25 protein-coding genes, 1 tRNA gene and 1 riboswitch are annotated in these 26,909 nt (G+C 57.8%); of the genes, 11 read left to right on the forward strand and 15 right to left on the reverse strand.

Going from position 1 to position 26,909, the window contains the following annotated elements; translation table 11 throughout:
• Window positions 1-292 precede the first annotated feature (292 nt).
• Window positions 293-568 carry a hypothetical protein gene (locus tag F0155_RS18460; protein WP_192913843.1) on the forward strand — a complete coding sequence of 92 codons (276 nt, stop codon included), beginning with the start codon at window positions 293-295 and terminating at the stop codon, window positions 566-568.
• Between the two features lie 9 nt (window positions 569-577).
• Window positions 578-1,717: a tyrosine-type recombinase/integrase gene (locus tag F0155_RS18465; RefSeq protein ID WP_150526036.1), complete on the forward strand. Its 1,140-nt coding sequence runs from the start codon at window positions 578-580 to the stop codon at window positions 1,715-1,717.
• Window positions 1,718-1,822: 105 nt separating this feature from the next.
• Here the strand turns inward: F0155_RS18465 and F0155_RS18470 are convergent, their stop codons facing one another.
• On the reverse strand, window positions 1,823-2,077 hold the full coding sequence (locus F0155_RS18470) for a hypothetical protein (RefSeq protein WP_150526037.1): 255 nt from the start codon (window positions 2,075-2,077) through the stop codon (window positions 1,823-1,825).
• A 245-nt stretch (window positions 2,078-2,322) separates the two neighbouring features.
• Here F0155_RS18470 and cobD point away from each other — a divergent pair, with 245 nt between their 5' ends.
• Both cobD and cbiB read left to right on the forward strand, forming a co-directional pair.
• On the forward strand, window positions 2,323-3,324 hold the full coding sequence (cobD, locus tag F0155_RS18475; RefSeq protein WP_150526038.1) for a threonine-phosphate decarboxylase CobD: 1,002 nt from the start codon (window positions 2,323-2,325) through the stop codon (window positions 3,322-3,324).
• A 9-nt stretch (window positions 3,325-3,333) separates the two neighbouring features.
• Window positions 3,334-4,305 carry an adenosylcobinamide-phosphate synthase CbiB gene (cbiB, locus tag F0155_RS18480; RefSeq protein WP_150526039.1) on the forward strand — a complete coding sequence of 324 codons (972 nt, stop codon included), beginning with the start codon at window positions 3,334-3,336 and terminating at the stop codon, window positions 4,303-4,305.
• A gap of 43 nt (window positions 4,306-4,348) precedes the next feature.
• Here the strand turns inward: cbiB and F0155_RS18485 are convergent, their stop codons facing one another.
• The 11 genes from F0155_RS18485 to cobU form a co-directional block, all read right to left on the reverse strand.
• On the reverse strand, window positions 4,349-5,002 hold the full coding sequence (locus F0155_RS18485; protein WP_150526040.1) for a pyridoxamine 5'-phosphate oxidase family protein: 654 nt from the start codon (window positions 5,000-5,002) through the stop codon (window positions 4,349-4,351).
• Entirely contained in the window at window positions 5,002-5,973 is a 972-nt protein-coding gene (locus tag F0155_RS18490; RefSeq protein WP_150526041.1) for a carbon-nitrogen hydrolase family protein, read from the reverse strand. The genes F0155_RS18485 and F0155_RS18490 overlap by 1 nt, the downstream gene beginning before the upstream one ends.
• Window positions 5,974-6,082: 109 nt before the next feature.
• On the reverse strand, window positions 6,083-6,751 hold the full coding sequence (locus tag F0155_RS18495; RefSeq protein WP_150526042.1) for a response regulator transcription factor: 669 nt from the start codon (window positions 6,749-6,751) through the stop codon (window positions 6,083-6,085).
• Window positions 6,752-6,896: 145 nt separating this feature from the next.
• Window positions 6,897-7,874: a DMT family transporter gene (locus F0155_RS18500; protein WP_208999361.1), complete on the reverse strand. Its 978-nt coding sequence runs from the start codon at window positions 7,872-7,874 to the stop codon at window positions 6,897-6,899.
• Window positions 7,875-7,928: 54 nt separating this feature from the next.
• On the reverse strand, window positions 7,929-8,447 hold the full coding sequence (locus tag F0155_RS18505; RefSeq protein WP_150526043.1) for a hypothetical protein: 519 nt from the start codon (window positions 8,445-8,447) through the stop codon (window positions 7,929-7,931).
• Between the two features lie 23 nt (window positions 8,448-8,470).
• Window positions 8,471-9,952, reverse strand: coding sequence for a cobyric acid synthase (locus tag F0155_RS18510; RefSeq protein ID WP_150526044.1), 1,482 nt, complete (start codon window positions 9,950-9,952; stop codon window positions 8,471-8,473).
• 2 nt (window positions 9,953-9,954) lie between these two features.
• Window positions 9,955-10,419 carry a GNAT family N-acetyltransferase gene (locus tag F0155_RS18515; RefSeq protein ID WP_150526045.1) on the reverse strand — a complete coding sequence of 155 codons (465 nt, stop codon included), beginning with the start codon at window positions 10,417-10,419 and terminating at the stop codon, window positions 9,955-9,957.
• Between the two features lie 13 nt (window positions 10,420-10,432).
• Window positions 10,433-11,068: a cob(I)yrinic acid a,c-diamide adenosyltransferase gene (gene cobO / locus F0155_RS18520; RefSeq protein WP_150526046.1), complete on the reverse strand. Its 636-nt coding sequence runs from the start codon at window positions 11,066-11,068 to the stop codon at window positions 10,433-10,435.
• The gene (gene cobN, locus F0155_RS18525) at window positions 11,069-14,968 is read right to left on the reverse strand and encodes a cobaltochelatase subunit CobN (RefSeq protein ID WP_150526047.1); all 3,900 of its coding nucleotides are present in this window, start codon (window positions 14,966-14,968) and stop codon (window positions 11,069-11,071) included.
• Between the two features lie 6 nt (window positions 14,969-14,974).
• Window positions 14,975-16,108 carry a cobalamin biosynthesis protein CobW gene (gene cobW, locus F0155_RS18530; RefSeq protein ID WP_150526048.1) on the reverse strand — a complete coding sequence of 378 codons (1,134 nt, stop codon included), beginning with the start codon at window positions 16,106-16,108 and terminating at the stop codon, window positions 14,975-14,977.
• Window positions 16,105-16,650 carry a bifunctional adenosylcobinamide kinase/adenosylcobinamide-phosphate guanylyltransferase gene (gene cobU, locus F0155_RS18535; protein WP_150526049.1) on the reverse strand — a complete coding sequence of 182 codons (546 nt, stop codon included), beginning with the start codon at window positions 16,648-16,650 and terminating at the stop codon, window positions 16,105-16,107. The genes cobW and cobU overlap by 4 nt, the downstream gene beginning before the upstream one ends.
• Before the next feature lie 99 nt (window positions 16,651-16,749).
• Window positions 16,750-16,962: riboswitch (cobalamin riboswitch) on the reverse strand.
• Window positions 16,963-17,255: 293 nt separating this feature from the next.
• Here cobU and F0155_RS18540 point away from each other — a divergent pair.
• From F0155_RS18540 to F0155_RS18550, 3 genes are all read left to right on the forward strand, one after another.
• A tRNA-Asn gene (locus tag F0155_RS18540) sits at window positions 17,256-17,331 on the forward strand.
• Between the two features lie 183 nt (window positions 17,332-17,514).
• A complete protein-coding gene (locus tag F0155_RS18545) occupies window positions 17,515-18,708 on the forward strand; it encodes a CaiB/BaiF CoA transferase family protein (RefSeq protein ID WP_150526050.1) in 1,194 nt (397 codons plus the stop codon).
• Window positions 18,705-19,526, forward strand: a complete 822-nt coding sequence (locus F0155_RS18550) for a citryl-CoA lyase (protein ID WP_150526051.1) — start codon at window positions 18,705-18,707, stop codon at window positions 19,524-19,526. The genes F0155_RS18545 and F0155_RS18550 overlap by 4 nt, the downstream gene beginning before the upstream one ends.
• An 8-nt stretch (window positions 19,527-19,534) precedes the next feature.
• On the opposite strand, the gene F0155_RS18555 is transcribed toward F0155_RS18550, so the two are convergent.
• Genes F0155_RS18555 through F0155_RS18565 form a run of 3 tightly spaced genes read right to left on the reverse strand, consistent with a single transcriptional unit; the run spans window position 19,535 to window position 22,565 of the window.
• Entirely contained in the window at window positions 19,535-20,554 is a 1,020-nt protein-coding gene (locus tag F0155_RS18555; protein ID WP_150526052.1) for an ABC transporter substrate-binding protein, read from the reverse strand.
• Window positions 20,524-21,903 carry a sensor histidine kinase gene (locus tag F0155_RS18560; RefSeq protein WP_150526053.1) on the reverse strand — a complete coding sequence of 460 codons (1,380 nt, stop codon included), beginning with the start codon at window positions 21,901-21,903 and terminating at the stop codon, window positions 20,524-20,526. Before F0155_RS18560 ends, F0155_RS18555 begins: the two co-directional genes overlap by 31 nt.
• Window positions 21,903-22,565 (reverse strand): response regulator transcription factor, encoded by a 663-nt coding sequence (locus F0155_RS18565; protein ID WP_150526054.1) that lies wholly within the window; start codon window positions 22,563-22,565, stop codon window positions 21,903-21,905. The genes F0155_RS18560 and F0155_RS18565 overlap by 1 nt, the downstream gene beginning before the upstream one ends.
• Window positions 22,566-22,661: 96 nt before the next feature.
• Here F0155_RS18565 and F0155_RS18570 point away from each other — a divergent pair, with 96 nt between their 5' ends.
• The 4 genes from F0155_RS18570 to F0155_RS18585 all read left to right on the forward strand — a co-directional run bounded on the left by F0155_RS18570 (window position 22,662) and on the right by F0155_RS18585 (window position 26,692).
• Window positions 22,662-23,645, forward strand: a complete 984-nt coding sequence (locus tag F0155_RS18570) for a tripartite tricarboxylate transporter substrate binding protein (RefSeq protein WP_150526055.1) — start codon at window positions 22,662-22,664, stop codon at window positions 23,643-23,645.
• Between the two features lie 88 nt (window positions 23,646-23,733).
• On the forward strand, window positions 23,734-24,228 hold the full coding sequence (locus F0155_RS18575) for a tripartite tricarboxylate transporter TctB family protein (protein ID WP_150526056.1): 495 nt from the start codon (window positions 23,734-23,736) through the stop codon (window positions 24,226-24,228).
• A 1-nt stretch (window position 24,229) separates the two neighbouring features.
• On the forward strand, window positions 24,230-25,744 hold the full coding sequence (locus tag F0155_RS18580) for a tripartite tricarboxylate transporter permease (protein WP_150526057.1): 1,515 nt from the start codon (window positions 24,230-24,232) through the stop codon (window positions 25,742-25,744).
• 348 nt (window positions 25,745-26,092) lie between these two features.
• Window positions 26,093-26,692, forward strand: coding sequence for a hypothetical protein (locus F0155_RS18585; protein ID WP_150526058.1), 600 nt, complete (start codon window positions 26,093-26,095; stop codon window positions 26,690-26,692).
• The last annotated feature ends 217 nt before the right edge of the window (window positions 26,693-26,909 follow it).

Genomic DNA, 26,909 nt, shown 5'->3' on the forward strand with positions numbered 1-26,909 from the left:
TCTCAGTGACAATTTATGGGGCCACCGGGTCAGTTCTCAGTGAAAATCAACAGCCATGTGCCCTCCGTCTCCCCGGCACATGTTTCGGGCGGAACGGGTCACACCTGGCCTCTGCGCTCCCCCCTGAAGCGCAGAGGCCCTTTTCCTAGCCAAACCGGCAGGAACGTTCATTAGCACGCCCCATCGCGCGCTTTGCCGCCCTTAAGCCGGAACACCGGCAAGGGCGGCTCCAATTCAGAAAAAGTCGAACCCGGCGGGCATAGCGCCACCCATGTTGAAGAGATCTGTTCCAATGGCCACAAACCGACACGAACTAGCTTTTTCTGGGCCGCAACGGGGCCTGAACAGGAACCAGGCGGCTCACTATGTCGGGGTCGGTGTAACGACTTTCGACAAGCTGGTCGAAAACGAGTTGATGCCGCCTGCGCGGTTGGCCAGAAACCGGATGGTCTGGGACATAAGGGAGCTCGACGACTACTTTGATCAGCTGCCACATTCGGGCGGCCAGTTTGCGGCGGCTGCAGAACCACCCGCCGCCGCCTTGAAGCCCGCTAACGATTTCGTCTGAGCCACGCTCATGCCCGCCAAACACCCCAAAGGGGTTGTCGCCGACAAGGACCGCCACGGGAACCTGCGCTACTACTATCGAAAGGCAGGCCAACCAAAAATCCGCTTACGCCAGCCATTCGACACCGACGAATTTCATCAGGAGTTGGCATGCGCCCGCTTGGGTATCCCCTATTCAAGACTGGAGGCAGCTCCTGAGCGAAAGGAAGCCAAGAGAAAAGGGTCATTCGGCTGGCTGGTCGAGGAGTATTTGCGGCGCGCGCAATTGGCCAGAAGCACAAGAAACCAGAAAAGGCGTGTGCTGAATTCGATCGCGGATGAAACCTGCCTGAGCCAGTCTGGCACGCCCCTCAGGCACATGAGTGCCGCTGGACTGCAAAAGTCCCATGTGTCCCTGCTTCGGGATCTGAAGAGGGACACTCCCGAAGCCGCCAATCATCGCATAAAGGCACTTTCGGCCTTGTTCCAATGGGCGATCGAAGAAGAGCTTGTCACCCACAACCCTGCAGACCGGGTCAGAAAGTTCAAATCAAGCTCCACCGGCCACCACACGCTGACGGATGACGAGCTGCAGCGGTTTGTCGACCACCATCCGCTTGGCACAAAAGCTTATCTCGCCTACTGCATTTTTCGCTATACGGGTCTTCGGGTTTCCGATGCCGCAGTGTTCGGCAGACAACATCTTTACTGGCGCGATATTGTTGTGGACAAGGCATCTGGAAGCGCCGAGAGGATCCGCTTTTTCCGCATCACACCAGCCAAGGACACCAACAGCGAAGAGCCTGTCCCGATCGATATGCCGGTTTTACCGCCTCTGGAAGAAGCGCTGGCCACCGCCGAATCCGGCACCCTTGCTTTCCTTGTTACAGAATTCGGCAAGCCGTTCTCGACCAAGGGATTGGGAAACAGAATGCGCAAGTGGTTCGACGAAGCAGGCCTGCCTCACTGTTCCTCTCACGGCATCCGCAAGGCAGACGCAGTCATAGCTGCCGAAAACGGGGCAACAGCAAACGAACTGCTTTCAATGTTCGGCTGGACCAACATCCGCCAAGCTCAAAGATACACCCGCGCCGCCAACCGCAGAAAGCTAGCAGAAACAGGCTCCGAACGCCTTCTTACAGCCAAAAAAGTGGGACACGCCAAAACGTAAGCTATTGAAATCCAACAACCCGGCCACCGTCCCACTTCCGCTCTAACCAATTGAAATTACACAACTCAGCAACTCCGGTCGGGGCCTCCACCTCTTCCCTGAAAATCAATCAATTTTCTCCGGTTTTGGCCCTGCCAGACCTGCATGTGATTTGGCGTGGAAGAAGTTCCTGTCCCCCGTCATCACAAGCGCAAACTCGTCGATTTCGCCGATGACCGCATCGGTTGCCCGCGCGAGACCCGATTTCGGCCGCATGGATCGTCTTGCCTCCACGAGGATCTCCCGTGCCATGTGAAGTTTCTCAAGCACCTGCTTCTGGTCAAAATCCAGTGGAGATCGGGTTCGGCGTGGGGCCGTCATGGCTGCGTTTCCTGCACATACAATATGTTCTTCTTTTGTTCTCTTTTGATCTTGCCATGAATAATTGTCAAGACGACAGTCGCCCCGCCCAGCGCCAATGGGAATCGGGTGTGCTTTAGGCACCAATGGTCGCCCTTGCAAAAGAGCTTGCCGTTCCTGCCTATACTCTGCGCCGAATTATCCGCTAGATCAGGGTTTGGGCGATTGTTGCCCGGGTATGATTCTGTAGTAATCTGGAGCAAGTCATGAAGCATGGCGGTGACCTTTCCGCAGCGATGGAGCGGTTTGGCGGGAAGGCAGAAGACTGGCTGGACCTGTCCACCGGGATCAATCCCCACGCCTATCCGCTTCCCGATCTTTCTTCTCCTGATCTGTGGACACGGCTGCCGACACAGGCTGATCTCGACCGCCTTCTGACCCATGCAAGGCATGCCTACCGGGTTCCGGATCATCTTGGTCTTGCAGCAGCCTCTGGAACACAGGCGCTTATCTCGCTTCTCCCCTCCCTGTTGCCAGAAGGCGATGTCGGTATCGCCGTCCCGACCTACACAAGCCACAAGGATGCGTGGATCCGTTCAGGGCGCACGGTGGTTGAACTATCGAGCGTCTATGCCCTGCCCTCGAATGCCCGCATCGTGGTCGTGGTGAACCCGAACAATCCCGATGGACGATTGGTTGATGTCAAAAGCCTTCTGGAGATTGCCCGGATACTGAAGGAGCGTGGCGGCTGCCTGATTGTTGACGAGGCCTTTGCCGAGGTGATGCCGGGCGCGAGCATTCTGCCCCATGTGAAGGATGAGCCGGTGTTGGTTCTGCGATCCTTCGGCAAGTTCTTTGGACTGGCGGGTGTCCGCCTCGGGTTTCTGGCCGGACAGCCGGACCTGGTGCGCAAGGCCTCCGCTCATCTGGACAGTTGGCCGGTTTCGGGCCCAGCGCTGGAAATTGGCGCAAAGGCTTTGGCCGACGACAACTGGCAGGTTCGCATGGGGCGTCAACTTTCGGATGAAATGGCAGATCTGAGCATTTGCCTTTCAGAGAATTATCTGACCGTCTTTGGGGGCACCCCGCTCTTTGCGCTCGCCGCAACCCGGGATGCGGCAGGCCTCCACACCGCTCTCGCGCGCCAGCACATCTGGACCCGCATCTTCGACTATGCCCCAACATGGATCCGCTTCGGTCTGCCGGGCTCCAGGGAGAACATGGACCGTCTGTCAAAGGCGCTTGCACAGGCCTTCAAAGCCGCCTAACCAGTTCCCATGCTGATTTATGAAAATGCCTTGTGGCTGCTTATCGCGGCATTGCTTCTGGATGCGCTGATCGGTGACCCGGACTGGCTCTGGCGCCGCTTGCCACATCCGATCGTCCTGATCGGTAAGGTCATCTCGTTTCTGGACAACAAGCTGAATGATGAGGCGGCACCGGCAACGACCAGAAAGCGCAACGGCGTACTGGTGCTGATCCTGTTGGCCGGTGGCGGACTTGGCCTTGGTGCAGCCCTTCAGGCAGAGTTCTCCGCACGCCCCTTCGGCGATGTTCTGACAATCATTGTCGCTGCCATCTTCATTGCCCAGCGCAGCCTTTCCGTTCACGTTGCAGCTGTTCGAAATGGACTGAGGGACGGCGGTCTTGAGGCGGGACGCAAGGCGGTTTCGATGATTGTCGGACGTGACCCAAACCAGCTGGATGAAGCCGGTGTTTCCAGAGCAGCCATCGAATCCTGTTCTGAAAACTTCTCCGACGGAATTGTCGCTCCCGCCTTCTGGTTTGCCGTTCTCGGTCTTCCCGGTCTTCTCGCCTACAAGGCGATCAACACTGCTGACAGCATGATCGGGCACAAGACGGAAAGACACGGCGCATTCGGGTGGGCTTCTGCGCGATTTGACGATCTGGTCAATCTGCCCGCCTCTCGTCTCTCCGGCCTGCTCATTGCACTTGCTGCCCCAATGGCGCGTGGCTCTTCTGTCCGCAGCTTAAAATGCATCATCAACGACGCAAGCAAACATCGCTCTCCGAATGCGGGCTGGCCGGAAGCTGCCATGGCAGGCGCGCTCGGCCTCTCCCTTGCAGGACCCCGTGTCTATCCTGGCTATAGCGTGAATGACCCTTACCTGAATGAAACGGGTCGAAGGGATGCAAATGCCAGCGACATCTCCGATGCCCTTGTGGTCATCTGGGGGGCATGGGCCGTCATGACCCTAACAGTTCTCGTTGTTGCATCTGTCACCTAAAGCTCCGGGGTTCATCGAAACTCCGGAGCTCTGTGTTTGTTGTTCAGGACTTGCCGGCAATCAGGTGATCCATGTAGTCCTCCATGGTGATTTCACCTCCGGCCGATTGCGTTCGTTCGCGGTCGTCGGCTCCAAGAGAGCCCTGAACAAAGTCTATCCGCTTCCAGCTCGGATGGGGTTGATCTCCGCAAGCGTCAGGAACATAGGGACTGGCTTCCACGCGGTTGTAGCGATGAACATAGCGGGCACAGTTCAGGAAGCAGTGTTCTACCTCTACTTCCACAACAGCAAATGCTCCAGGGTAAAGATCCAGCTCAGACCCTTGCCGCACCAGACGTGCTTGGCCCTGCACCCGCACCCTGTTTGGCGTTTCAAAATCTATGAACAACATGCCGACCTTGCCCGTGTCGGCGATGTTTCCAAGGCTCTTGAACATCCCGTTGCCATCGTAGGCAGGAAAGAGCAGCGTCTTTGGGCCTTTCACATGAACAATGCCGATAGGGCCACCCTTGTAGCTGACGGTCGGACGGCCTACGCCGTCGACTGTTGACAGAAAGAAGAAATCGCGACTTTCGATAAAAGCTTGAGCGGGACCTTCTACAACGTCCCAGACGATTGCCTGTTCCACCGTGTCCGCCAGTTTTCTTGTTCCAAACTGCTCCTGCAACGAACGTTGGGAGGTCGTGTAGAAAGACATCACAAGGCCTCCTCAAGCTGATCCACCGACCGTTCCTCTGCAGGTCCGGCAAAGGCCTCAAGAACGAGCCGAGTTACATCGGGGCGGAAATAATGCCCGGCAGGATCGGCAAAGACCTTCGCGCCTTCGATCATGGCAAGATCAATCTCTGCTATTGCCAATCCTTCTTCCGTATCGGGGATCGGATCGGTCAGCCTGTAACCGTCGGGGCCAAAGATTGCGGCAGAACCACCTCCGGCAAAGACGATATTCCGCAGGTCCGGATTGCCCATGGTGATCGCCTCTAGGCTTTCCTCCGAAATCACAGAATTTGGAGCAATCACGAAGCAGCCGCCTTGCAAGGCATAGCTCTGGCTTTCTGCCATGTTTGCCTCGGCTGAAAGGGCATAGGCCTGCCGCATGCCCTTGAACATGCCGAAGGACGGCCAGCAGGCAACGTGTATCTGTTCACCCAGCTGATACATGCCCTGACGATTGACTGGCTGGATGTTTTCCCAACAGCACAGACCGCCAACCTTGCCGAAAGGTGTGTCCACCACCTTGATATCCGTTGCCGGTCCCTCGCCCCACACGGTGCGCTCCATATGGGTGGGTCTCAGTTTTCTGCGTGACAGGACGATCTCGCCACGGTCGTCGATGAGGGCTTGCGAGCAGTAGATGCTGCCCCGGTCCCGCTCAGCAAAACCCATCATGACCCAGATCCGGTGAACTCTGGCAGCCTCGCATATCGCGGCCATTTCAGGGCCATCGAGTGTGATCGCATTCACCCGATGCTTCATGACCACATCCATGGCGACCATTGGCGCCTGTAGCCAGATCGTGAACGGGTATCCCGGCAGCCAGACTTCTCCGAACGCGACCAACTGCACGCCCTTGCCGGCTGCGTCCTCAATGATCGTCAGTGTCTTTTCAAGCGTGCCTTTGGCATCCATCCACACGGGCGCGGCCTGAACAGCTGCAACTTTCACCATGTTTTCCTCCCCTGTTTGAAAACAGCCGGAAGAATGAGAGATCACAGGGCGGTGTAGAAGTCCCCGAACGGGGACCTTTGACGGCGGAATACGGCTAGGTCAATTACGGCTAGCCCAATTCGAGATCCTGCCTCCAGCGGGCGGCCATTGCGCCGCGGCTGGTTGTACCGAATATCCTGTTCAGGGCTTTCAGATGTTTGCGCACCGCGGCTTCCCCGGTGTGCAGCTCTTCGGCAATTTCACGATTGGAAAGTCCGGCCGAGGCCAGCCGTGCAACTTCGTTCTGGCGAGACGTCAAGGCATGATGCTGTTTCGGCAGTCGAATGAGGGCCGTGGAAAGCGCCGATGCCTGAATGCTCAGTTCCGCTATACCCCGAAAGGACAATTTGGCCTTTGTGGCCTGGGTAAGCGCACCAAGATAGAGCACGCCAGAAAGCCTGGAGGCATCATAAAGCGGCAATGCGGCAAAACCTGTCAGACCGAATTCGCCCGACACCCGTTTGAAAAGAATGCTCTTTTCCCAGCGATCGCCGAGCAGCGTTTCTGTGGAGGATGGCAGACCGGTCTCCAGAAGGTCCGCAAGCACCGGATCGACCGGAATTCCGCTGACTTCATACCGGCGCACAAACGTGTCAGGCATACCGCGGATGACACCGCAATCAAACTTGCGGTCTGCCGTGAACCTGTAGAGGCCCACGCTATCCATACCCGAATTCCGCAGAGCGGAATCGGCCAGCGTCTCAAACTCGGAACGCATGTTTTTCGGTGGCGCAAGCATGTCCCATCCGCCCAGCTACCAGTTGTTCGGGTTCAAAAGCGTGCGCACTTGAACCATTCCAACCATAGCTGACGAAGTTACCTTACGGTAGACCTGCCATTATAAACGGTTCGGGCGAGGCTTACTGGTAATAATCCAACTGGTATCAAACCCGCTTCGTGCGGGACGTGCGGCGGCTGAGTTGTTGTTCGCGCAGGAAGACCAGCAACCCGCCTGCCACGATCAGGACAATTCCGATAGAGCCCGTGGTATCCGGTAATTCCGACCAGAACATCCAGCCGAACAAGATGGCGAGCGGCATACCTAGATACTCAAATGGGGCTAGGACGGCTGCATCTGCCGAGCTGTAGGCCTTGCTGACACTGTACCCGGCTATCCCCGAACACAGTCCAAGCAGCCCGAAGAGGTAAACATCGTTTCCAACCGGCCAGATCCATTCCCGAAGCAAGAATTTCAGCATCGGATCCTCTGTTCCCACAGCATACCGCCCGTCACCGGCAAAGATGAAAAAGGCTAGCGAAACAAGAAGGAAAGCCAACTGGATATAGACGGCCAGAACCGACGCCTTGATCAACAGACCAAGCCGCCGCGTCATGATCTGGCGAAGGGCATAGGAAACGGCGGCCAGCAAGGGGAGCAACAATACCCAACGTCCTTCAACGCCCCCTCCTTCCCAAGGGCGCAGCATGATGACAACGCCGACAAAGCCGACCAGAACGGCCCCTAGGCGAAACAGGCCCACCCGTTCGCCCAAAAGTGGCACAGATAATAGCGTGATCAGCAAGGGAGCGATGAAGAAGAGCGCGGTTGCTTCTGCAAGCGGCAACATAGCAATGGCCATGAAGAACAACAGGTTTGCGCAGACAAGAAAACAACCCTGCAACAGAAGCATTCCAATCCGGCGGGTTTTCAGCAAATGAAAGCCGCCCTCCAGATAAACGATGGGCAGAGAGAACAACAGGCCGATCACCGAGCGAATGAACACCATCTCGTGCAGCGGATAGCCACCCGACAATTGCTTGATCAAAACGTCATTGACCGAAAAGGCCAACACTGTCACCAGCATGAAACTGATGCCCACTGCCGCAGAGTTTTGAGCCGGTAATGTATCCATATTCGCCATGATTTTCGCATACGCCAAATATTCATCGGCGTCCAAATAAAAGAATTGCTAAATTTAACGACTGTTCGTTGCAGGTCGCCAGTTGCGCAGGAACGTCACGAGCCGTGAAACCGCGCCGGGGCCAACCATCAGCAAAATACCAATTACCACCATAACGGCAGCGGACAGGATCTGCGGAAGCTCGCGTTCGAGCCATTGGGCGAAAGCATCGGCGGTGCCCATGGTCCGCCCGAGGATCAAAATGGTGTTGGCCCATGTGAGCAATTCACGCGCCGAAATCAGGACAAAATAGAGCCCCAGCAGCGAGATGCCGACGATTTGTATCTGCTCTACCAGATTTCGGTCACCAGTTCCGCCACCGTCCTGAAACTCAATCCGAAACAGCGCGAGTTTCGGAAACAGAATGCCGGTGACGCAAAAGCCAAGGACCACCACCAAAATGATCAGGAAAGCGACTTGGGATATTTCTGAACCAGCCTGCCCGGACGAAGATATGGCGAAGGGCAGGAAAAACGACAGATGATAGAGAATATAAACGAAAAACAGCCTGACCAGCAGCAATGCAAACGGCATGAAATATCCTTGGAACACGGGGTCTAGCGTGCGCTGGCAATCTCCAGCACGGCATCAACATCAAGCGCCTTTTCCAGATGACTTGCAAGGTCATCCAGCACCGCATCTATCCTTGCGTCATAGGCAAGATCGGATACTGCACCAAATCCGGAGAGATAGGCCTTGCGGAAGCCATCATCCGTGAAAAGACCGTGCAGGTAGGTTCCGACAACTCGGCCATCTTTTGACATGGCGCCGTCAAGCTTGGGCCGTCCACCGTCTTCGCGCAAATGAAACGCAGGGCGGGCGCAATCCATCCCTGTTGTCCGACCGATGTGAATTTCATATCCGCTGACTGGCGCGCCACTTGGCAAGTGCTTGCCGGTTGCCTGAACGAGCGATTTATCCGCCGTCAGAACGGTTTCGACATCCAAAAACCCAAGGCCCTCGACAGTGCCCGCCTTGCCTTCAATGCCATCAGGGTCGGAAATCGTCTTTCCGAGCATCTGGTAACCGCCGCAAACGCCAAGGATGTGACCGCCGCGCCGATGATGCGCGATGAGATCGATGTCCCAGCCCTGAGCCCGGAAGAATTCCAGATCGCCAATGGTAGACTTGGATCCGGGCAGTAGCACCAGATCGGCATCAAGCGGCAAAGGCGAACCGGGCTGGACCAGTTCCAGCGTCACGCCGGGTTCCATGCGCAAGGGGTCGAGATCATCAAAATTGGCGATCCGGGAAATCACCGGCACGACGATCTTGATCGCCCCGTCTCCCTCGCCCCTGGCCAGATCAAGCGCATCTTCCGCAGGCAGCTTTCCGGCATCGGCAAACCACGGCACCACCCCCAGCCCCTTCCAGCCAGTGCGGGTTTCGATTTCGCGCATGCCATCATCAAACAAGGAAACATCACCGCGAAACCGGTTGATGAAGAACCCCTTGATCCGGGCCTGCTCCTCGGGTTCCAGAACTGCATGGGTTCCGACAACAGAGGCAATGACGCCGCCGCGGTCGATATCGCCGCACAGGATGACCGGCAGGTCGGCCGCTTCGGCAAAGCCCATATTGGCAATGTCGCCTGCTCTCAGGTTGATTTCTGCCGGACTACCGGCCCCCTCCACCAGCACCAGATCGGCTTCTGCTCGCAGCATTTCAAAGCTGTCCAGCACCTTGGGCAGCAACTCGGCCTTGTGCTTGCCGTATTCCCGCGCCCGCATGGTGCCAAACCGCTTGCCCTGGACGATGACCTGCGCGCCGGTATCGGTTTCCGGTTTCAGCAGGACAGGGTTCATGTGCACGGTCAAAGGTGTGCGACAGCCCATGGCCTGCAGAGCCTGAGCCCGGCCGATTTCCCCGCCATCCGATGTCACGGCGGCATTGTTGGACATGTTCTGCGGCTTGAAGGGACGGACGTTCAGTCCGCGGTTTGCGAAGAGGCGACAAAGACCAGCCACGATCAGGCTCTTGCCGACATTGGAGCCAGTGCCCTGGATCATCACAGCTGGTGCCTTCCGCGCCGGTCCCATCCCTAGAGCGCCTTTTTCAGCCAGGAGAATTCCATATCCTTGCGCGTGACGCTCTCACCACTCTCCACATAGCCGAGACGCTGATAGAAGCGAGCTGCAGTCGCTGTGGACCTGAGCCGCGCTTCATCCAGTCCATTGTCCTGAAAATAGCTTTCGACAGTCCGCATCAACGCTTTGCTGACGCCGGTGAACCGAACATCGGGAAGCACATAGTTCAGCAAGACCTCCCCATCCGGAGAGGCCATGGCAACGCCGATAATCCGTTGCGGATCATGGGCGGTAAAAACCCGGCCCGGCCCTTCGATCCACTTTTCCACCCAGTCTGGCGTCTTGTTGGCGAGCCAGGGCTCGTATCGCGCCGGGTCGCCATCATGGTCCCTGGTGCACAGCTCGACAATCGAACGGCGCAGGAGATCGGCGATTTCATAAGCGTCCGTGCTGTTGGCACGCATGATCGTGAACGGCATTCGTGGCTTTGTCCTAGAACTCGATACCTTCCTGCGGCTTCACGCCGGAGCGGAACGGGTGTTTGATCTGGGTCATGTCGGTAACAAGGTCTGCGATCTCGATCAGCTCGTCCTTGGCGTTGCGACCCGTAATGACAACGTGAACATCTTCCGGCTTCTCGTTTTTCAGGAAATCCACCACGTCGGCAATGTCCAGATAGTCGTAGCGCAGGACAATGTTCAGCTCGTCACACAGGATCAGCCGGTATTCGCCGGATTTGATCATCTCCTTGGCGGCATCCCAGGCCTGATTGGCCGCATCGATGTCGCGCTGGCGATCCTGCGTTTCCCAGGTGAAGCCTTCGCCCATGCGTTTGATGGTGACGAGATCGGAAAAGCGGTCCAGCGCCATGCGCTCGCCCGTTTCGATGCGTCCCTTCACGAATTGCACCACGCCGACCTTGTGGCCATGGCCGAGCGAGCGGAACACCATGCCAAACCCTGCAGTCGACTTGCCCTTACCCTTGCCGGTGTGAACGATCACCAGACCCTTTTCGATGGTCTTGGTGGCCATGATCTTGTCGCGCGCGGCCTTTTTCTTGCGCATCTTTTCCGCATGGCGTTCGTTCAGTTCCTCTTCGGTCATGCCATCCGTCACCTTGTCCGTCATTTATGATGTCCTCCCCGAAAAGGCTGTCTTCAAATCTTCAAGCTGAGCATGTGTCGAGTTGCGCCGCGGTGTCCAGAGGTCACGCCTCAGCGCTTCGGCAAACCTGTCGAGAATCTCGCCATAGGCCGCCGGATTGGCCTCCTGCAGAAACGCCCGCACCTCGGTATTTTCCAGATAGGCTTCGAACAGCTGATCAAAATGGTGGTCCCCGACGGCGCGCGTCGTTGCCGAAAAGGCAAAGAGATAATCGAGCGTTGCGGCGATTTCGAACGCGCCCTTGTAGCCATGGCGCATGACGCCCGCAATCCATTTGGGATTGGCCGCACGGCCGCGCACGACGCGCCCGATCTCTTCTGAAAGGGTCCGGACAACCGGGCGCTCGGGCCGCGAATGATCATTGTGATAGACGCGCGGTGCCTCGCCTTTCAGCGTCTCCACAGTCGCCGCCAATCCGCCTTCGAACTGGTAATAATCGTCGCTATCAAGAAGATCGTGCTCGCGGTTGTCCTGATTGTGCAACACTGCATCGACCACACCCAAACGGGTCTCTAGCTCCTCACGGGACGCGGTTCCGGCAGCACCGCCGCCATAGGCGTAACCGCCCCATGTCAGGAACGCCTCGGCAAAATCGCCTCGCTCTTCCCAGATACCTTCATCGATCAGGGCCTGAAGACCCGCACCATAGGCGCCGGGCTTTGAGCCGAACACCCGAAAGCCGACCCGCAATGCGGCATCGGTTTCAGAGATGCCTTCGGCAACCAGTCTTGCCTTTTCCTGCCGAACACGCGCGGCAATCGGATTGGCCTCGTCGGGCTCTGAAAGCTGCGCCACGGCCCGTACAGCACTGTCGAAAAGATCCATCTGGTGCGGAAAGGCATCACGGAAGAAACCAGAGACGCGCAAGGTGACATCGATACGCGGCCGCCCGAGCTCTGCAAGGCTCATGATCTCGAAACCGGTGACACGGCCTGAGCCAGGTTCCCAAACTGGTCTTGCACCGATCAGCGCCAGCGCCTGCGCAATGTCATCGCCGCCCGTGCGCATGTTGGCCGTGCCCCAGCAGGTCAAGACCAACGCGCTGGGCCATTCGCCTTCATCCTGAAAATACCGCTCTGCGACCAGTTGCGCGGACTTCTGCCCAAGACGCCAGGCTGTCTCTGTTGGAACAGCGCGCACATCGACGGAATAGAAATTCTTTCCCGTCGGCAACACGTCCGGACGTCCGCGGCTTGGCGCACCAGACGGACCAGGTGCAACAAAACCGCCATTCAAGGCAGTCAGAACCGCCTTTGTCTCCTCGGCACCGCAGCTGACAACGGCGGGCTTGAGGGAGGCTTGCACGTCACCAAGGACTGCTCTGGTGCAGCGCCAATTATCCGGCGCAACAATGTCGCCTGCGATCAGATTTTGCGCGAGCAGTTCAAGCCGCTCGACAGTGTCACCATTCGACCGCCATGGATCGCCCGAAAGCTCTTGCAACACGTCAGGTTTTGGCCCGCTCCAGTCAGCAGAATAATCACAATCCAGAGGATCAAATCCGATCTGTTCCCCTCCGCCTTGTGGGGAGGGGTTAGCGGTGGGGGTAGTCTCAAGATCCATTCGGGACGAGGGTTCATTTACCCCCCTCCCTGACTCTCCCCCACAAGGGGGGCGGGAATTGGCTACATCCGACGAACCAAATAGATCCCGCGCCAACGCCCTGTGCAGACTTTCCTGATGAGGCTCCTTGCCGCGCGGAACGCGAACAAGGGCGACCAGAAGATCGGTCAGCAACCCGCCCTGCGGACTCTCACCCAGAATGTGCAAGCCGTCCCGGATCTGCAGCTCTTTCAGGTCACACAGATGCGCATCCAGCCGGGCAAGGCGCGTGTCTTCGTTCATATCGGCAGTCAGACCGATATCCTTGTCGAGACCGTGCTGGCTGGCGAGCGCGAGAATATCCTGCGTCAGCGCCTTTAGGCGGCGAGGATCAACACCGCTGGCGAGGTAATATTCATCCAACAGGGTTTCGAGTTCGCCTGAGACCCCATGACTTTCCGCCCGGGTGAGCGGCGGTGTCAGGTGATCGACGATGACCGCAGACGTGCGCCGTTTGGCCTGCGCTCCTTCACCGGGGTCGTTGACGATAAACGGATAGATGTTCGGCGTTGGCCCGAGAACCGCTTCGGGAAAGCAGCCTTCAGAAAGCGCAAGGGCCTTGCCCGGAAGCCATTCCAGATTGCCGTGCTTGCCGAGATGGATCACCGCATCGGCCGCGAAGTGATCGCGCAGCCAGATATAGAAGGCAAAATAGTTGTGTGGCGGAACCAGATCAGGATCGTGATAGGTTTCCTTCGGGTCGATATTGTAACCGCGTGCAGGCTGTATTCCGACCACCTGATTGCCATAGGAATGCAGCGCGAGACGGAATTCACCTTCGCTTACAAAAGGATCTGTATCTGGAGCGCCCCAGCGCTCGACAACCGCCTCCTGCACAGAGACAGGCAATTTCGCGAAAGCTGTCACATAGTCGGACACCGAAAGGGATTGCCAGGTCTTGCGCTCGTCTCTGCCGGATAGTGCATTGGTTACCCCCTGCCCGATCTGCGCCATCAGGTCGGCGGAGTTTGCGGGCGCATCGCCAACCACGTATCCGGCAGCTGCCATGGAGGCAAGCAAGGCGGTGCAGGATGCGGGAGTATCCAGACCGACGCCATTTGCCATCCGGCCATCCTTGTTCGGATAGTTGGCCATGATGAGCGCAGTTTTTTTCTCAGAAACAGGCTTTTGACCAAGGCGCGCCCAATTGGCAGCCAGCTCCGCCACGAAAGCAACCCGATCCGGAACAGGCACAAAGCGAACAGGTGTGGACTGGGTTGCCTCGTCGAACGCACCTTCCTCCTTGAAGGAAATCGCGCGCGACAGAATGCGCCCATCCACTTCAGGCAAGACGACATGCATCGCCAGATCGCGGATCGACAGACCTTGATCGCTTTCTTCCCAGCCTTCTTTGGAAGAGGAGGAAAACACCACCTGCAGAACCGGCTTCCCCGGCGCATCAAGTGGCGTTCCGGCATGCGGAGCGCCGGCCTTTGACACGGCAAAGGCGGTGGCGTTGATCACCACATCGGGCCTTGCGCCGTCAAACAGGCTGGAGAGTACTCCGATGCTCTCGGCTTCCTTCAGGCTGGATACGAACACGGGCAGCGCATTGACGCCCGCAGTTGCGAGGCCGTCAATGAGCGCATCCACCGGCGGGGTCTGTGCGCCTTGAACCAATGCGCGGTAAAAGACGATGGCAGCGACTGGCGCATCCGGATGCTTCCAGCTGGCCTTCAGTGCCTCCAGATCCGGCAACGAATGCCCCGGCAGGTAAATACCGGCGCGTGGCAAGGGAACGGGATGAGCCGGCTCCTCGGCCTTACCCAAAAGATGAGCGGCAAAGAGCAGTGCGTTGGCGTAATTTTCCGTGCCCCCTTCAACCAGATAGCGCCAGAGGCGATGGACCGCATCAATGTCGATCGTTGAACGGCTGGCAAGGTCCGGGTCCCATTTATCATCCCCCGGCATGACAGCGAGATGGACATCCCCGGCCCGCGCCTCTTCTTCCAGACGCTCCACCCCGTACTGCCAGTAAGCCGCGCCGCCCAAGAGCCGCAGGATCACAAGCCGCGCGCCCTTCACCGTCTGATCGGCATAAAGGTCGACGGAATACGGGTGCTGGAGCGCCATGATGCTTGCCAGCCGAAGGCTCGCAGCATCCTTGTTGCCGCCGCCAAGCAATCGTGCTTGCGCCGTGGCCAGGCTTCCAAGCTCCGTGTCAGCGGCGGACAGAAAGATCAGGTCGGCGGGCGACTGTCCAAGATCGACAGCATCCCCGCCATCGTCGATCCGCCGCGTCTGGCTGGCGAGAATATGCATGCCGGATCAGGCCGCTTCCCGTAGAACGCCGAGAATGGCGCCAATTGCGGTGAGCTCCATGCCTTTCAAGCCGATGACAACCAGACGTCCAGCTGATTCCGTTCCCGCGGCGAACCACGTTTCCACGCGCGGACCGACCGCCTGAACCATGGCCGGCGCTGACTTGCCTTCAATCGAGACAGAGCCCTTGATGCGCAGGACACCCTTTTGCCCCATGGCCTCCAGAACCCGCGCTTCTGCGTCTTTGAGGCTGGCAAAGGCGCCAACGGGAAGCACGTGGCTTTCGAAGTCATCATGGTGGTGGTGATCATGATGATGGTCGTGATGATGATCTTCATGGTCATGGTCATGGTCGTGGTCGTGGTCGTGATCGTGATCGTGATCGTGATCGTGATCGTGATCGTCATGATGGTGGTGATGTTCATGGCGAGAAGCCATGTCATTTTCCGCCTCGGACGCGCGGCCCAGAAGAACCTCGATCGGCAGCTTGCCCTTTTCGGAGACGACCATGTGAACGTTTGCGCGCAGGTCCTTCGAAATCCGGGCCTGCACCTCGGCAAGCTTTTCAGCGGACACAAGATCAACCTTGTTGAGTACGACAAGATCGGCGCAGCGCAGCTGATCCTCGAAGAGCTCCTCGACCGGGCTTTCGTGATCCAGCGCTTCGTCTGCTGCACGCTGGGCTTCCAGAGCGGCCTCATCCATCGCGATCCGGCCTTCGGCAAGGGCAGCCGCATCAAGGACAGTCACCACGCCATCCACGGTGACCTTCGGTTTCACGGAGGGCCAGGTGAACGCACGAACCAGCGGCTGCGGCAAGGCAAGGCCGGAGGTCTCGATCACGATGTGCTCCGGCGGATTGTCGCGTGACAGCAGCATTTCCATTGTCGGCAGGAAGTCATCTGCCACCGTGCAGCAAATGCAGCCATTGGTCAGCTCGACCACTTCCTCTGCAGCGCAATCGGGATCAGCGCAGCCATTCACCAGAGACCCGTCAAAGCCCATGTCGCCAAACTCATTGACGATCAGAGCGATCCGCTTGCCATCCGCGTTCTGCAGAAGATTGCGAATGAGGGTCGTTTTGCCGGCACCAAGAAATCCGGTCACGATTGTTGCAGGGATTTTTTGTCCCGTTTTCATAGAGTTATCTCCGGTTCCCGACGCGGTTTTACAAGAATTGGTTGGCCTGCCGCCACAAGGACGACCTGAGCGCAAGCTTCGGCGATATCCTGATTGAGGCGGCCCTGCATGTCGCGAAACGCCCTCGCAAGGCGGTTTTCCGGCACGATCCCGTGCCCGACCTCGTTCGACACAAAGACGCAGGGGCCTTTCAGTTTTGATATGACCTCGACCAATCGCGCTGTTTCTGCCGCAACGTCTTTCTCGACATACAGCAGATTGGTCAGCCAGACTGTGAGGCAATCGACGAGAATGACACGGTTTGGCGCAGCCTCTTCGGCCAGCACGCGGCTGATCTGAAGGTCTTCCTCGATCGTCCGCCAGCCATCGCCGCGCTGATGCTTGTGCGCGCTCACACGCGATTTCATTTCATCATCAAAGGGTACACTGGTGGCGAGGTAGACGCGCTCAAGTCCGGACCTGAAACACAGTCCTTCGGCGAACCGGCTCTTGCCCGATCGCGCGCCGCCGAACACGAGCGTCAACTTGAAGGTTCCGGTCATGCGGGCCTTCCCCTTGCAGGTTTCACCCGAATTGCCGGACATGCCAGCTTGAGATGCATTCGCCTTGCCCTTTCCGCCGTCCGCCCGACAGCGCCCCAAAGAGTTTCGTGTCTCACGGCCGGTCTCCTGGCTTGCGGGTCAATACGGCTCCTGTTCCTTCCCAGCCCCACTCAAGGTGCCAGTGGTTATTCAGGGCCGCTCACCGCCAACAGTTGCGGGGGCAGCTTCGGATTTGGAGGGCAAAGCCCCTCACCGAATTCCCGTTTCATTTCCGGATCAAAAACCCGAAAAACCGTGATGACCACTGTCTATAGGGAGTCTGCATCCTCGACAAGAAACTTCGACAGGCCGGTTTATACAGCTTGAGAAAACAAAGTGCTGCTCCGCGCTCATCTGAAGCACGGCTCTAAGGATGCAGAGGCCGCAGGTTTGTTGCCAAACCCCAATTTATTAACACTCTGAAACTTTTATGGTTTTCCACAATCCACACTTCGATTCATCATTTGTCGCAAAAAAATCAAATGGGGGCTTGGCAAACCGGCAAAGCGTTTGTTATACGCATCTCCATCGACGGGGGCGGTGACGCACCGACCTCACATGGCTGATCCCTGATAGCTCAGTTGGTAGAGCAAGCGACTGTTAATCGCTGGGTCGTAGGTTCGAGTCCTACTCAGGGAGCCACTCTTTTCCCAAAAAATCCAAATACATCCGCATGGGCTGCAATGTTCTCAGCGCTTGATTTTTTGGCATGTGCGCTTGATCCCACCTCATTTGACAATTTCACCAAGCTGGGCGACGTCAATGAACTGACGCGGCGCTTTATTCTTCCCTTTTGCCGCAGCATTCGCCGCGAAGAGAGAATTCATGCCCAAGCCGCTCTCCGGAATCCGTGTTCTTGACCTGACCAATGTTTTGGCCGGACCCTTTGCTTGCCATCAGCTCGTCCATATGGGTGCTGAGGTCATCAAGGTGGAAGCCGTTGGTCGTGGCGATCTGGCGCGACAGCTTGGTGCCGATCCTGATCTCAATAAGAGGAACATGGGCGTTTCCTTTCTGGCGCAGAACGCCGGCAAGAAGTCTGTCACCGTCAATCTGAAGAACCCGGATGGCAAGGCGCTGTTTGAAAAGCTGGTCGCGACAGCCGATGTTCTGGTCGAGAATTTCCGACCCGGCGTCATGGATCGGCTGGGTGTTGGTTATGAGGCCCTCGGAAAAATCAGACCGGACCTGATCTACTGCGCGATTTCAGGCTTTGGGCAGGACGGTCCGTGGGTCCACCGGCCAGCCTATGACCAGATCATTCAGGGCGCATCTGGCGTCATGTCGATTACGGGTGACCGGGACAGCGCGCCCTTGCGCGTTGGGTATCCGATTGCCGACACGGTTGGCGGCATGACGGCCGCCTTTGCCATTGCCGCGCAGCTGAATGCGCGTCCGCGGGGCGCCTTTCTGGATGTCTCGATGCTGGAATCGGTTCTGGCGACCATGGGCTGGGTTGTCTCCAATCACCTGATTGCAGGTGTTGAACCAAGCGCACATGGGAACGAGAACCCGACCTCGGCTCCGTCCGGCACTTTCCAGACAGCAGATGGTTTGATCAACATTGCGGCCAACAAGGATGAACAGTGGGTTCTCCTGACCGATCATCTTGGTCTATCCGCCTTGCGCCAACGGGCGGACTTCAAGACGCGGGAAGATCGGAAAGCCAATCGCCTTGCCCTGAAGGGCGAGCTTGAAACCGCGCTCAAGGCCAAGCCCGCACGTGACTGGGAAAAGGAGCTCAACCGGATCGGCGTCCCCTCTGGCGCTGTGCTCACGGTACCGGAAGTTCTCTCCACTCCGCAGGTGGCGGATCGCGGGTTCCTCGCGCATTTTGATAATGTTCCGGGCGTCGGGCGAGACATTGATGTCGTGACGACCGGCTTCAAGGTGGATGGCAAGGCTCCAAATGTCGAGAACCCGCCCCCACAGCTTGGCGAGCACAATGATAAGATCTGGTCGGACCTTGGAATCGATTCCGACGCGCTTCGGAAACTGAAGGAAGACGGTGCAATATGAGCGGCGAGAAGAACGACGTCTCCGACTGGTGGTCGACCTCGATCATCGACATGGCGCCCGGACAGATCCGCTTTCGCGGCATGCCGATCGAACAGCTGATCGGCTCGGTTTCGTTTCCCCAGATGATCTGGCTGATGACACGCGGCAGTTTGCCGAGCGAACCGGAAGCAAGATTGCTGGAAGCCGCTCTGGTGGCAGCCGTGGATCACGGTCCACAGGCTCCGTCCATCGCTGCGGCCCGCATGGCGGTCACGTGCGGACTTGGCCTCAATGGCGCAATGGCCTCTGCGGTCAACATGCTTGATGATGTTCACGGGGGAGCGGGAGAACAGGCCGTCGAGCTCTACCACATGATCATTGATGCCTGCGAGGACGGTGCGCCCCTTGAGGAGGCAACTCCGCGCATGATCGATCTTTGGCAGAACGAGCGGAGCAAGTTTGTTCCCGGATTTGGCCACCGGTTTCACAAACCGGAGGATCCCAGAGCCCCACGCCTTCTTCGGCTGGTTGATGAGGCGGCGAGCGAGGGAATCGTTTCAGGGCAATTTGCCGATATTGGCCGCGCCATTCAAAAGACCCTCAACACGCGCAAGGGCAAACCGGTGCCGATGAATATAGATGGCGCAACGGCTGTCATCTATGCGGAACTGGGTTTTGCGCCGCCCCTTGCACGCGGCCTATTTTGTCTGTCCCGCTCGGTCGGTGTCATCGCCCACGCGTGGGAACAGATGAACCAGGGCGGGCGCAACAAGGGGCCTACCCCGCCCGCCTATCGCTGGACCTATACCGGACCGAACCCGATTGACGATGACGCGTAAAAGGGCCGCTACTCCTGCAGGATGGCGCTTTCCCATTCGTTGACGAAACTGCGGTTCTTGAACTTGTCCAGATAGACCAGCAGTCCCGGCCCGAGACGAATGCGGCGCAGACTGTTCTCGTCCACCTGATCGTCCGCACTGCCAAGCTGGAGCAATGACGGCCCGGCCTCATTTGTGCGCTCGATGAGATGATCGATGAACCTGCCTGCAAGATCCGTCCGCTTGGCGGTTACCGGGATGAGTGCCGTGCGCAGCATGACGGTCGTGAAATCGGACGGCAGGACAATCGTGAAGGCGGTCTTGTCCGCCCTGTTCATCGCGTAGCTGCCAAGCACATTGTAGGCGATGGCCAGCTCTCCGGTCACAACCGCATCAATCATGGTTGCCGATGATGTATAGAGCCGCACATTCAACAGCCCCATGACCTCCGACAGGCGCCAGTATGTTTCCGATGTTCTGGCGTCCTGCGTTGCAAAGAGATATCCCAGACCTGACTGACGGACATCGTAGGTCCCCACCTTTCCATCAAAAAGCTCCGGATACTGACGCAGAACGGACAAAAGCTCCTGCCGGGTTCGCGGCAACTCCAGCCCCTCGAAAGCCTTGTTGGAGAGCACCATTGCGGCAGGTTCCTGGGTGAAGGCGAAGATCTGGTCGCCCCAATTCGCCCAATCGGGCAGGCTTTGCGTGGCCTGCGATGTGTAACTCAGCGCCAACCCGTCATTTGCCAGTTTGGTCTGCAGGTCCATCGCACTGGAAATGACCAGATCGTAGGACTGGGATTCATCGAAGACCGCTTTCATGACCTCCGACGAGGAGGCCACCGTGTATTCGACTGCAACATCGGGATATTTTGACAGAAATGGCAGAAGCATCGGCCGAATAAACGCAAGATCGGCGGTCGACAGAACCCTCAATACGTTCGTCGTTTCACCGGGCCCAAACCGCGACTGCTCCTCGATTTCGAACCCTTTGGCGACAGGAACGAGCACAAGGCTCAGCAAGAGGGAAAGGATAAGGTGACGCACGCCCCGCCTCCGGTCTTGTTTGAATAGTCGAGCGTTCCGCCATGGGCGCGGACAACCTGATCGACGATGGTCAATCCGAGGCCGGACCCGACAATGCCGGCGACATTTTCGCCGCGCGCATACCGCTTGAGAAGGTTCTGCTCCGGATCATCGGGAAAGCCGGGGCCGTTGTCCTCAACAACCAGCTGGACGTGCTCCCCCTGCCGCAAGACGGAAACGTCAACACGCCCCTCCTGCCCGCAGTATTTAATGGCGTTGTCGATCACGTTGCGAACAGCGTTCTGGATGAGAATGCCGTCTCCAGCGATCTGCGACGGCTCCAGCGCCCCTACCTTGAGCTCGACATCCCTCAGTTCCGACAGCGGCTTCAGGCTCTCTACCAGATCGATCACGAGGGCTGGCAAATCTATGTCCTTCGGCTCCAGATGATCTGCACGGAAAGTCACCATGGCATGATCGAGCAGCTGCCCTGCCGACCGGGAGCTTTCATCAATGGCGCGGATCATCTCCCGCACCGTCTGTCGGTTTTCCGGCTTTTCGACCCGCCGAAGGGTTGTTTCTGCCCGCGTGCGAACAACTGCGAGCGGTGTGCGAACCCGGTGAGCCGCCTCGGCAATGAACTCTTCCGATTCTGCCAGCGAATGTTTGAGACGTTGCATGAAACTGTTCAGCGACGAGACCAATGGTGCCATTTCGGCGGGCACCGGGGCTTCCACTGGCCGCAGATCCCCGGGCCCGCGCCGCGATACCGATGCCGCCAACCGATGCATCGGGCGCGTCGCACTGCGGGCAGCCACAGCGGCAAGAAGCGCGGTCAACAGGAAGAAGCTGAAACCGATCATCAGGGACATCAGCGAAAAGCGCGCAAGCTTCTTGCGTTGCCCATCCATCGTCTGCGCAACAGTCACGTCCAGAGTTCCCGATTTTGCTCCAAGGAAAATCGGTCGCTGCAGCGAGGCCGTGCGAATTTCCTCGCCGCGAAAATCCATGGACCCAAAGGTTCTCGGGGATCGCCCGTTTGACCGGATCGGGGTCAGGTCCTCATAACCGGAGAGAAATTCGTCGTTCAGGCGAATGGCATAGTAGACCCGCTCATCCGATACGTCTCCCAACATGGAGAATGCGGAATATGGCAAGTCGATCATGATCTCCCCGTCGATAACCGCTGCGTTGTCGAGAATCGCCGTCGCCGAGGCTGCCAGAATATTATCCTGGCTCTCCTGCGCGATCTGGCGCGCAACCGACTGCACAACGAAATACAGCAGCACCGCGAGCAAGGCCGCGCCAATCAGCAGCATGGTGATGAGATGCCGACGGATCGATCCCTTGATGTGAACCTGTGGTGCCATCAGACTTCCAGCTTGTAGCCGAGCCCGCGCACGGTCACGATATTGGCCGAGGATCGAGTCAGATGTTTACGCAGTCGGCCCACATAAACCTCGATCGCATTTTCCGAAACATCCTCGTCATACGAGAATAGACGATCAACGAGCTTGGATTTGGAAAAGATCTGACCGGGTGAATTCACAAAGATTTCGAACAGTCTCAGTTCCCGGTTTCTGAGCTGTATGTCATCGCCGCCGACATGCAAGGTTCCGGCAAGCGTATCGAAGGTCAAATCCCCACGTGTCACGCGATTTCCTGCCACACCGCCCCTTCGGCGCAGCACGGCGCGACACCTGGCCTCGAACTCCGCAAAGTCGAAGGGCTTCACGATATAGTCGTCCGCGCCAAGATCGAGCACGCCGACACGGTCCGAAACCTCGGATCGGGCGGTGAGAACGATAACCGGCGTTGCATTTTCGCGTGCCCGGTGTTCCGCCAGGAACGTCCTCCCGTCTCCGTCCGGCAGCATGATATCCAGCAGGATGAGGTCATAGTCTGCGGTCGCACAATGGTCACGCGCGTCCGCCAGACTCTCGGCCTGGTCGACCACGTGGCCATCGAGGCTAAGACGCTCGACAATGGCGCGCCCCAGTTCGACGTTGTCCTCTATCAGCAAAAAACGCATTTATGTGCGCCCGTGTCAGGTTTGTGTCAGCTTACTGGTTCAGGTTCGCTATTCTTGGTTGGTTCCAACCACCCCTGTCAATTGGGAGGAAAAAAGATGCCCTTGAACCTGGGTCGCCGTACCTTCATCGCTGCAGCTGCAGCACTTACTCTCGCCTACCCGACTTTTGTGTCCGCTGCGGACAAGGTCGTGGACGAAATCCACTTCATCATTCCCGGCGGTGCCGGTGGTGGTTGGGACGGAACCGCTCGCGGAACCGGTGAAGCCCTCACCAAGGCTGGACTCGTTGGAACTGCTTCCTACGAAAACATGTCCGGCGGCGGCGGCGGCAAGGCCATTGCCTACATGATCGAGAACGCCCAGAGCCTCGACAACACGTTGATGGTGAACTCCACCCCGATCATCATCCGCTCGCTGACCGGTGTTTTCCCGCAGAGCTTCCGTGACCTGACACTCATTGCAGGTACGATCGGCGACTATGCTGCTATCGTGGTTGGCAAGGACAGCCCGATCAACAACATGACCGACCTGGTCGCTGCCTACAAGGCCGACCCGTCCAAGGTCGCCATTGGCGGCGGCTCTGTTCCGGGCGGCATGGACCATCTGGTTGCAGCCATGGCCATGGAAGCTGCCGGCGAAGATCCGACCGCCTTCAAGTACATTCCGTATGATGCTGGCGGAAAGGCCATGGCCGGTCTGCTTTCCGGCGAAATCGCGGCTCTCTCCACCGGCTTCTCCGAAGCAATCGACCTTGCCAATGCGGGTGAAGTCAAGATCATCGGCGTCACCTCTGGTGACCGCGTTCCGGCTTATCCGGATGCACCGACCATGAAGGAACAGGGCCTCAACACCGAGTTCGTGAACTGGCGTGGTTTCTTCGGCGCACCGGGTCTCTCCGCCGACAAGGTGTCTGCCTATCAGGATGCCATTGCGAAAATGTACGACACTCCCGAGTGGGAAGAAGTTCGCGCACGTAACGGCTGGGTGAACATCCACAAGTCCGGCGACGACTTCAAGAACTACCTTGAAGCCCAGGAAAAGCAGGTTGGCGACCTGATGAAGAAGCTCGGCTTCCTCTAAGCCATACGAACCTATCGGACGCGCCCGCATAGTCGGGCGCGTTTTGCCATCCGAATATGCAAATCGATAACCGCCAGGAGGGGGAGCTATGGCGCTTGATCGCTGGATCGCGTTGATTATCCTCATAATCTGCGCAGCCTATGGCTACACAGCCTTTTTCACCATGGATGGCGGACTGCCCCCATTCATGCAGCGCAATCCGATATGGCCGTCGACTTTCCCGAAAGTCATAGCCGCCCTTGCCATCATTGCCTCGGTCATCATCCTGTTTCGCCTTGAAAAGGGCACGGGAGAGGAGAAGGCACCCGAAATCAACTACCGCCGCCTGACCGACTACAAGCTGGGCCAAGCCCTGTTTCTGCTCGGCCTGATGGTCGCCTATGCCCTTCTGTTGCGACCTGCCGGTTTTCTCTTGTCGACGTCGGTCTTCCTTCTTGCCGGGTTCTATACGCTCGGTGAGCGGAAATACCATGTCATGATCCCGGTCGCCCTGATCGCGACCGTCGGCATCTGGTACCTTGTCCAGGAAGTCCTCGGCATTTTCCTGAGCCCCTGGCCATCCTTCATGCTCGGAGGTGCGTGACATGCTTGAAGGTATTCTGCTTGGTCTTTCCAGCGCCTTTTCCGTCACCAACCTCCTGATGGTTGTCGGCGGATGCCTCATCGGCACATTCATCGGCATGCTACCGGGGCTTGGGCCGATGTCGATCATCGCCATCATGATCCCCGTAGCCATCACCCTTGGTGACCCGTCAGCGGCGCTGATCCTGCTGGCTGGTGTCTATTACGGCGCGATCTTCGGCGGTTCGACGTCCTCCATCCTGATCAACGCCCCCGGCGTTGCTTCCACCGTTGCGACCTCGTTCGACGGTTATCCGCTCACACGACAGGGCAAGGCGGGCAAGGCATTGACCGTTGCCGCCATCGCAAGCTTTAGCGGCGGCACCATCGGCGCCGTGCTTTTGATGGTATTTGCACCGATGCTGGCAAGCGTCGCCCTGCTCTTCCACTCGGCGGAATATTTCGCCCTCATGGTGGTTGGTCTTTCCGCCATCGCCGCCTTTGCCGGAACCGGTCAGGTGGCAAAAGCCATGCTGATGACGCTGCTGGGTCTCGTCATGGCGACGGTGGGTGAAGGGGCGCTCTTCAATCAGCCACGCTTCACGATGGGCATTCTGGACCTTCAGTCCGGCTTCGGCTTCATCACCCTGGCCATGGCTATGTTCGCCCTGCCTGAAGCAATCTTCCTCATACTTGATCCTGCTCGCTCGAAGACCGGCACAAGCGGCGAAATCAAGGACCTGCGTATCACGCGTGAAGAGGCCAAGTCGATTGCTCCGGTAATCGGTCGCCAGTCGGTTCAGGGCTTCCTGATCGGCGTTCTGCCCGGCGCCGGCGCGACGATTGCAAGCTTCCTCGGCTATGCCGTTGAACGCAACATCGCGTCCAAGGAGGAACAGGAGCAATTCGGCAAGGGCTCTGTGAAGGGACTTGCTGCCCCAGAAGCTGCAAACAATGCAGCCTGCACAGGCTCATTTGTTCCGCTGCTGACCCTCGGGATTCCGGGCTCTGGCACCACGGCCATCCTTCTCGGTGCGCTCATTGCCCTCAACGTGACACCGGGTCCGCGCCTCATGGTCGATGCTCCGGAGATCTTCTGGGCGGTGATCATCTCCATGTATATCGGTAATGTGGTCCTGCTGATCCTGAACCTGCCGCTGATCCCCTATATCGCCAAGGTTCTGACGGTCCCGAGAACATATCTGATCCCGTTCATCCTCTTCTTCACGCTGATGGGTGCCTATATCGGGCAGAACAACTCCACGGAACTGCTGATCCTCGTTGGTTTCGGTATCTGCGCAACGGTTCTCAGATTTGCAGACTATCCCCTCGCGCCACTTTTGATCGGGTTCATTCTCGGTCGGATGCTTGAGGACAACTTTGCCCGCTCCATGCAGCTTTATGACGGTATCGGCTTCATTCTCGAACGTCCGATGACCCTTGGTCTGCTGCTGCTGGCCGTTGTGCTGGTCGTTCTCCCGGCCTATCGGGCTCGGCGGGCACGTCTGAGAGCAGAAGGCGTGGCCGACGGAGACTGACCCTCTTTCAGCCGCTTCACGGTCAATCAAGACGGCGCATCCGGATCTCCGGGTGCGCTTTTTTCGTTCCGTCAGAAATGGCCGCCAAGCACATCTACGTCACTATTATTGACCCTTAAGACCTTGCTTCAATTTTTACTGACACATTTAACAATCAGACAATGACATTAAGCATGAAAGGACAATTATACGTGGAATTGTCCAAAAAATTACACGGACAGTAATAAATGTGGTGCAATAGTGGCGATACCGAGGCCACAAAGTGCATCCGGACATACGCCGTTAAGAGCGATTTCCGCGCCTTTTTAGCCCCGGGTTCTTGGTTGTATTGGCCTTGGGAGGCGTGAAATGCACCAGAGTATCAAAACCACCGGACTGGCTGCGGCTTGCCTGATGTTCCTGCCAACATTTGCTGCGGCTTTTCAGTACATGCAGGAAAACGAGCGCTCACCCTATGATGGCATGCTGGTATCCGTTGCAGCGACAACGGACATAATGCCCGCTCCGCTAGACGGAGAATTGAGTATCTGGGTTGGCGAGATCGAAACCCACGACGGTCGTCCCGCCCTTTGGGTGGAACTGATCGACACTTACGGCGAAGTCATCTACGAAGCCGAAATCTTCCCGAATGAAACGCACCTTCTGCCCGATGGCAGAGCGGTTGTTGTCAAGTCAAACGACCCGGCAACCCGGATCCTGAAGACCGAGACGGCCCGACTGGAAACGGATGCACCGAGAACGGTATCGCGGCGGATCATTCAGGAAGGTGCCAACGCGACCTCGATCGAGTTTCTGGATACCAATGACGAGGCGCCACAAGAATCGGCCTTGCTGAAAGCGGCCCGTTTTGGCGAAAGCCTCTGGGCGTCGGTCATGGGGTTCTTCACCTCCGCTGCCAGCCGCGTGCAGGTTGCGTGGAGCTGGATCTTCGAGACCAGACGGGCCTGATCAGGCCGGTTACGCGAAACAAATCTTGTAACGCCATGCGCTGAAAGGCCTGTCGTCCGGCAGGCCTTTTTTTGCTTAGTGGCCACCCAAATCTCAAACACACAACTTTTCCATGATCTGACTGCAAAACCCATGCGTATCTGTTGCGAGTTGAGCGTACAGGCCTGAAAGTTAAGGAGACTTTCGCGCCCATATGTCTTGAGAACACGAGAACAGG

This window comes from Roseibium sediminis (assembly GCF_008711325.1).
Lineage (GTDB): Bacteria > Pseudomonadota > Alphaproteobacteria > Rhizobiales > Stappiaceae > Roseibium > Roseibium sediminis.

Coding starts and splice junctions, on each gene's coding strand:
- F0155_RS18505 (WP_150526043.1), bottom strand. CDS start 8,447: ATGCCGTTTGCATTGCTGCTGGTCAGGCTGTTTTTCGTTTATATTCTC.
- F0155_RS18460 (WP_192913843.1), top strand. CDS start 293: ATGGCCACAAACCGACACGAACTAGCTTTTTCTGGGCCGCAACGGGGC.
- F0155_RS18550 (WP_150526051.1), top strand. CDS start 18,705: ATGAGCGGCGAGAAGAACGACGTCTCCGACTGGTGGTCGACCTCGATC.
- F0155_RS18490 (WP_150526041.1), bottom strand. CDS start 5,973: ATGGTGAAAGTTGCAGCTGTTCAGGCCGCGCCCGTGTGGATGGATGCC.
- F0155_RS18495 (WP_150526042.1), bottom strand. CDS start 6,751: ATGCTTGCGCCACCGAAAAACATGCGTTCCGAGTTTGAGACGCTGGCC.
- F0155_RS18510 (WP_150526044.1), bottom strand. CDS start 9,952: ATGGGACCGGCGCGGAAGGCACCAGCTGTGATGATCCAGGGCACTGGC.
- F0155_RS18560 (WP_150526053.1), bottom strand. CDS start 21,903: ATGGCACCACAGGTTCACATCAAGGGATCGATCCGTCGGCATCTCATC.
- F0155_RS18485 (WP_150526040.1), bottom strand. CDS start 5,002: ATGTCTTTCTACACGACCTCCCAACGTTCGTTGCAGGAGCAGTTTGGA.
- F0155_RS18570 (WP_150526055.1), top strand. CDS start 22,662: ATGCCCTTGAACCTGGGTCGCCGTACCTTCATCGCTGCAGCTGCAGCA.
- F0155_RS18575 (WP_150526056.1), top strand. CDS start 23,734: ATGGCGCTTGATCGCTGGATCGCGTTGATTATCCTCATAATCTGCGCA.
- F0155_RS18585 (WP_150526058.1), top strand. CDS start 26,093: ATGCACCAGAGTATCAAAACCACCGGACTGGCTGCGGCTTGCCTGATG.
- F0155_RS18465 (WP_150526036.1), top strand. CDS start 578: ATGCCCGCCAAACACCCCAAAGGGGTTGTCGCCGACAAGGACCGCCAC.
- cobW (WP_150526048.1), bottom strand. CDS start 16,108: ATGAAAACGGGACAAAAAATCCCTGCAACAATCGTGACCGGATTTCTT.
- cobU (WP_150526049.1), bottom strand. CDS start 16,650: ATGACCGGAACCTTCAAGTTGACGCTCGTGTTCGGCGGCGCGCGATCG.
- F0155_RS18515 (WP_150526045.1), bottom strand. CDS start 10,419: ATGCCGTTCACGATCATGCGTGCCAACAGCACGGACGCTTATGAAATC.
- F0155_RS18565 (WP_150526054.1), bottom strand. CDS start 22,565: ATGCGTTTTTTGCTGATAGAGGACAACGTCGAACTGGGGCGCGCCATT.
- cobO (WP_150526046.1), bottom strand. CDS start 11,068: ATGACGGACAAGGTGACGGATGGCATGACCGAAGAGGAACTGAACGAA.
- F0155_RS18580 (WP_150526057.1), top strand. CDS start 24,230: ATGCTTGAAGGTATTCTGCTTGGTCTTTCCAGCGCCTTTTCCGTCACC.
- cobN (WP_150526047.1), bottom strand. CDS start 14,968: ATGCATATTCTCGCCAGCCAGACGCGGCGGATCGACGATGGCGGGGAT.
- F0155_RS18470 (WP_150526037.1), bottom strand. CDS start 2,077: ATGACGGCCCCACGCCGAACCCGATCTCCACTGGATTTTGACCAGAAG.
- F0155_RS18500 (WP_208999361.1), bottom strand. CDS start 7,874: ATGGCGAATATGGATACATTACCGGCTCAAAACTCTGCGGCAGTGGGC.
- F0155_RS18545 (WP_150526050.1), top strand. CDS start 17,515: ATGCCCAAGCCGCTCTCCGGAATCCGTGTTCTTGACCTGACCAATGTT.
- cobD (WP_150526038.1), top strand. CDS start 2,323: ATGAAGCATGGCGGTGACCTTTCCGCAGCGATGGAGCGGTTTGGCGGG.
- cbiB (WP_150526039.1), top strand. CDS start 3,334: ATGCTGATTTATGAAAATGCCTTGTGGCTGCTTATCGCGGCATTGCTT.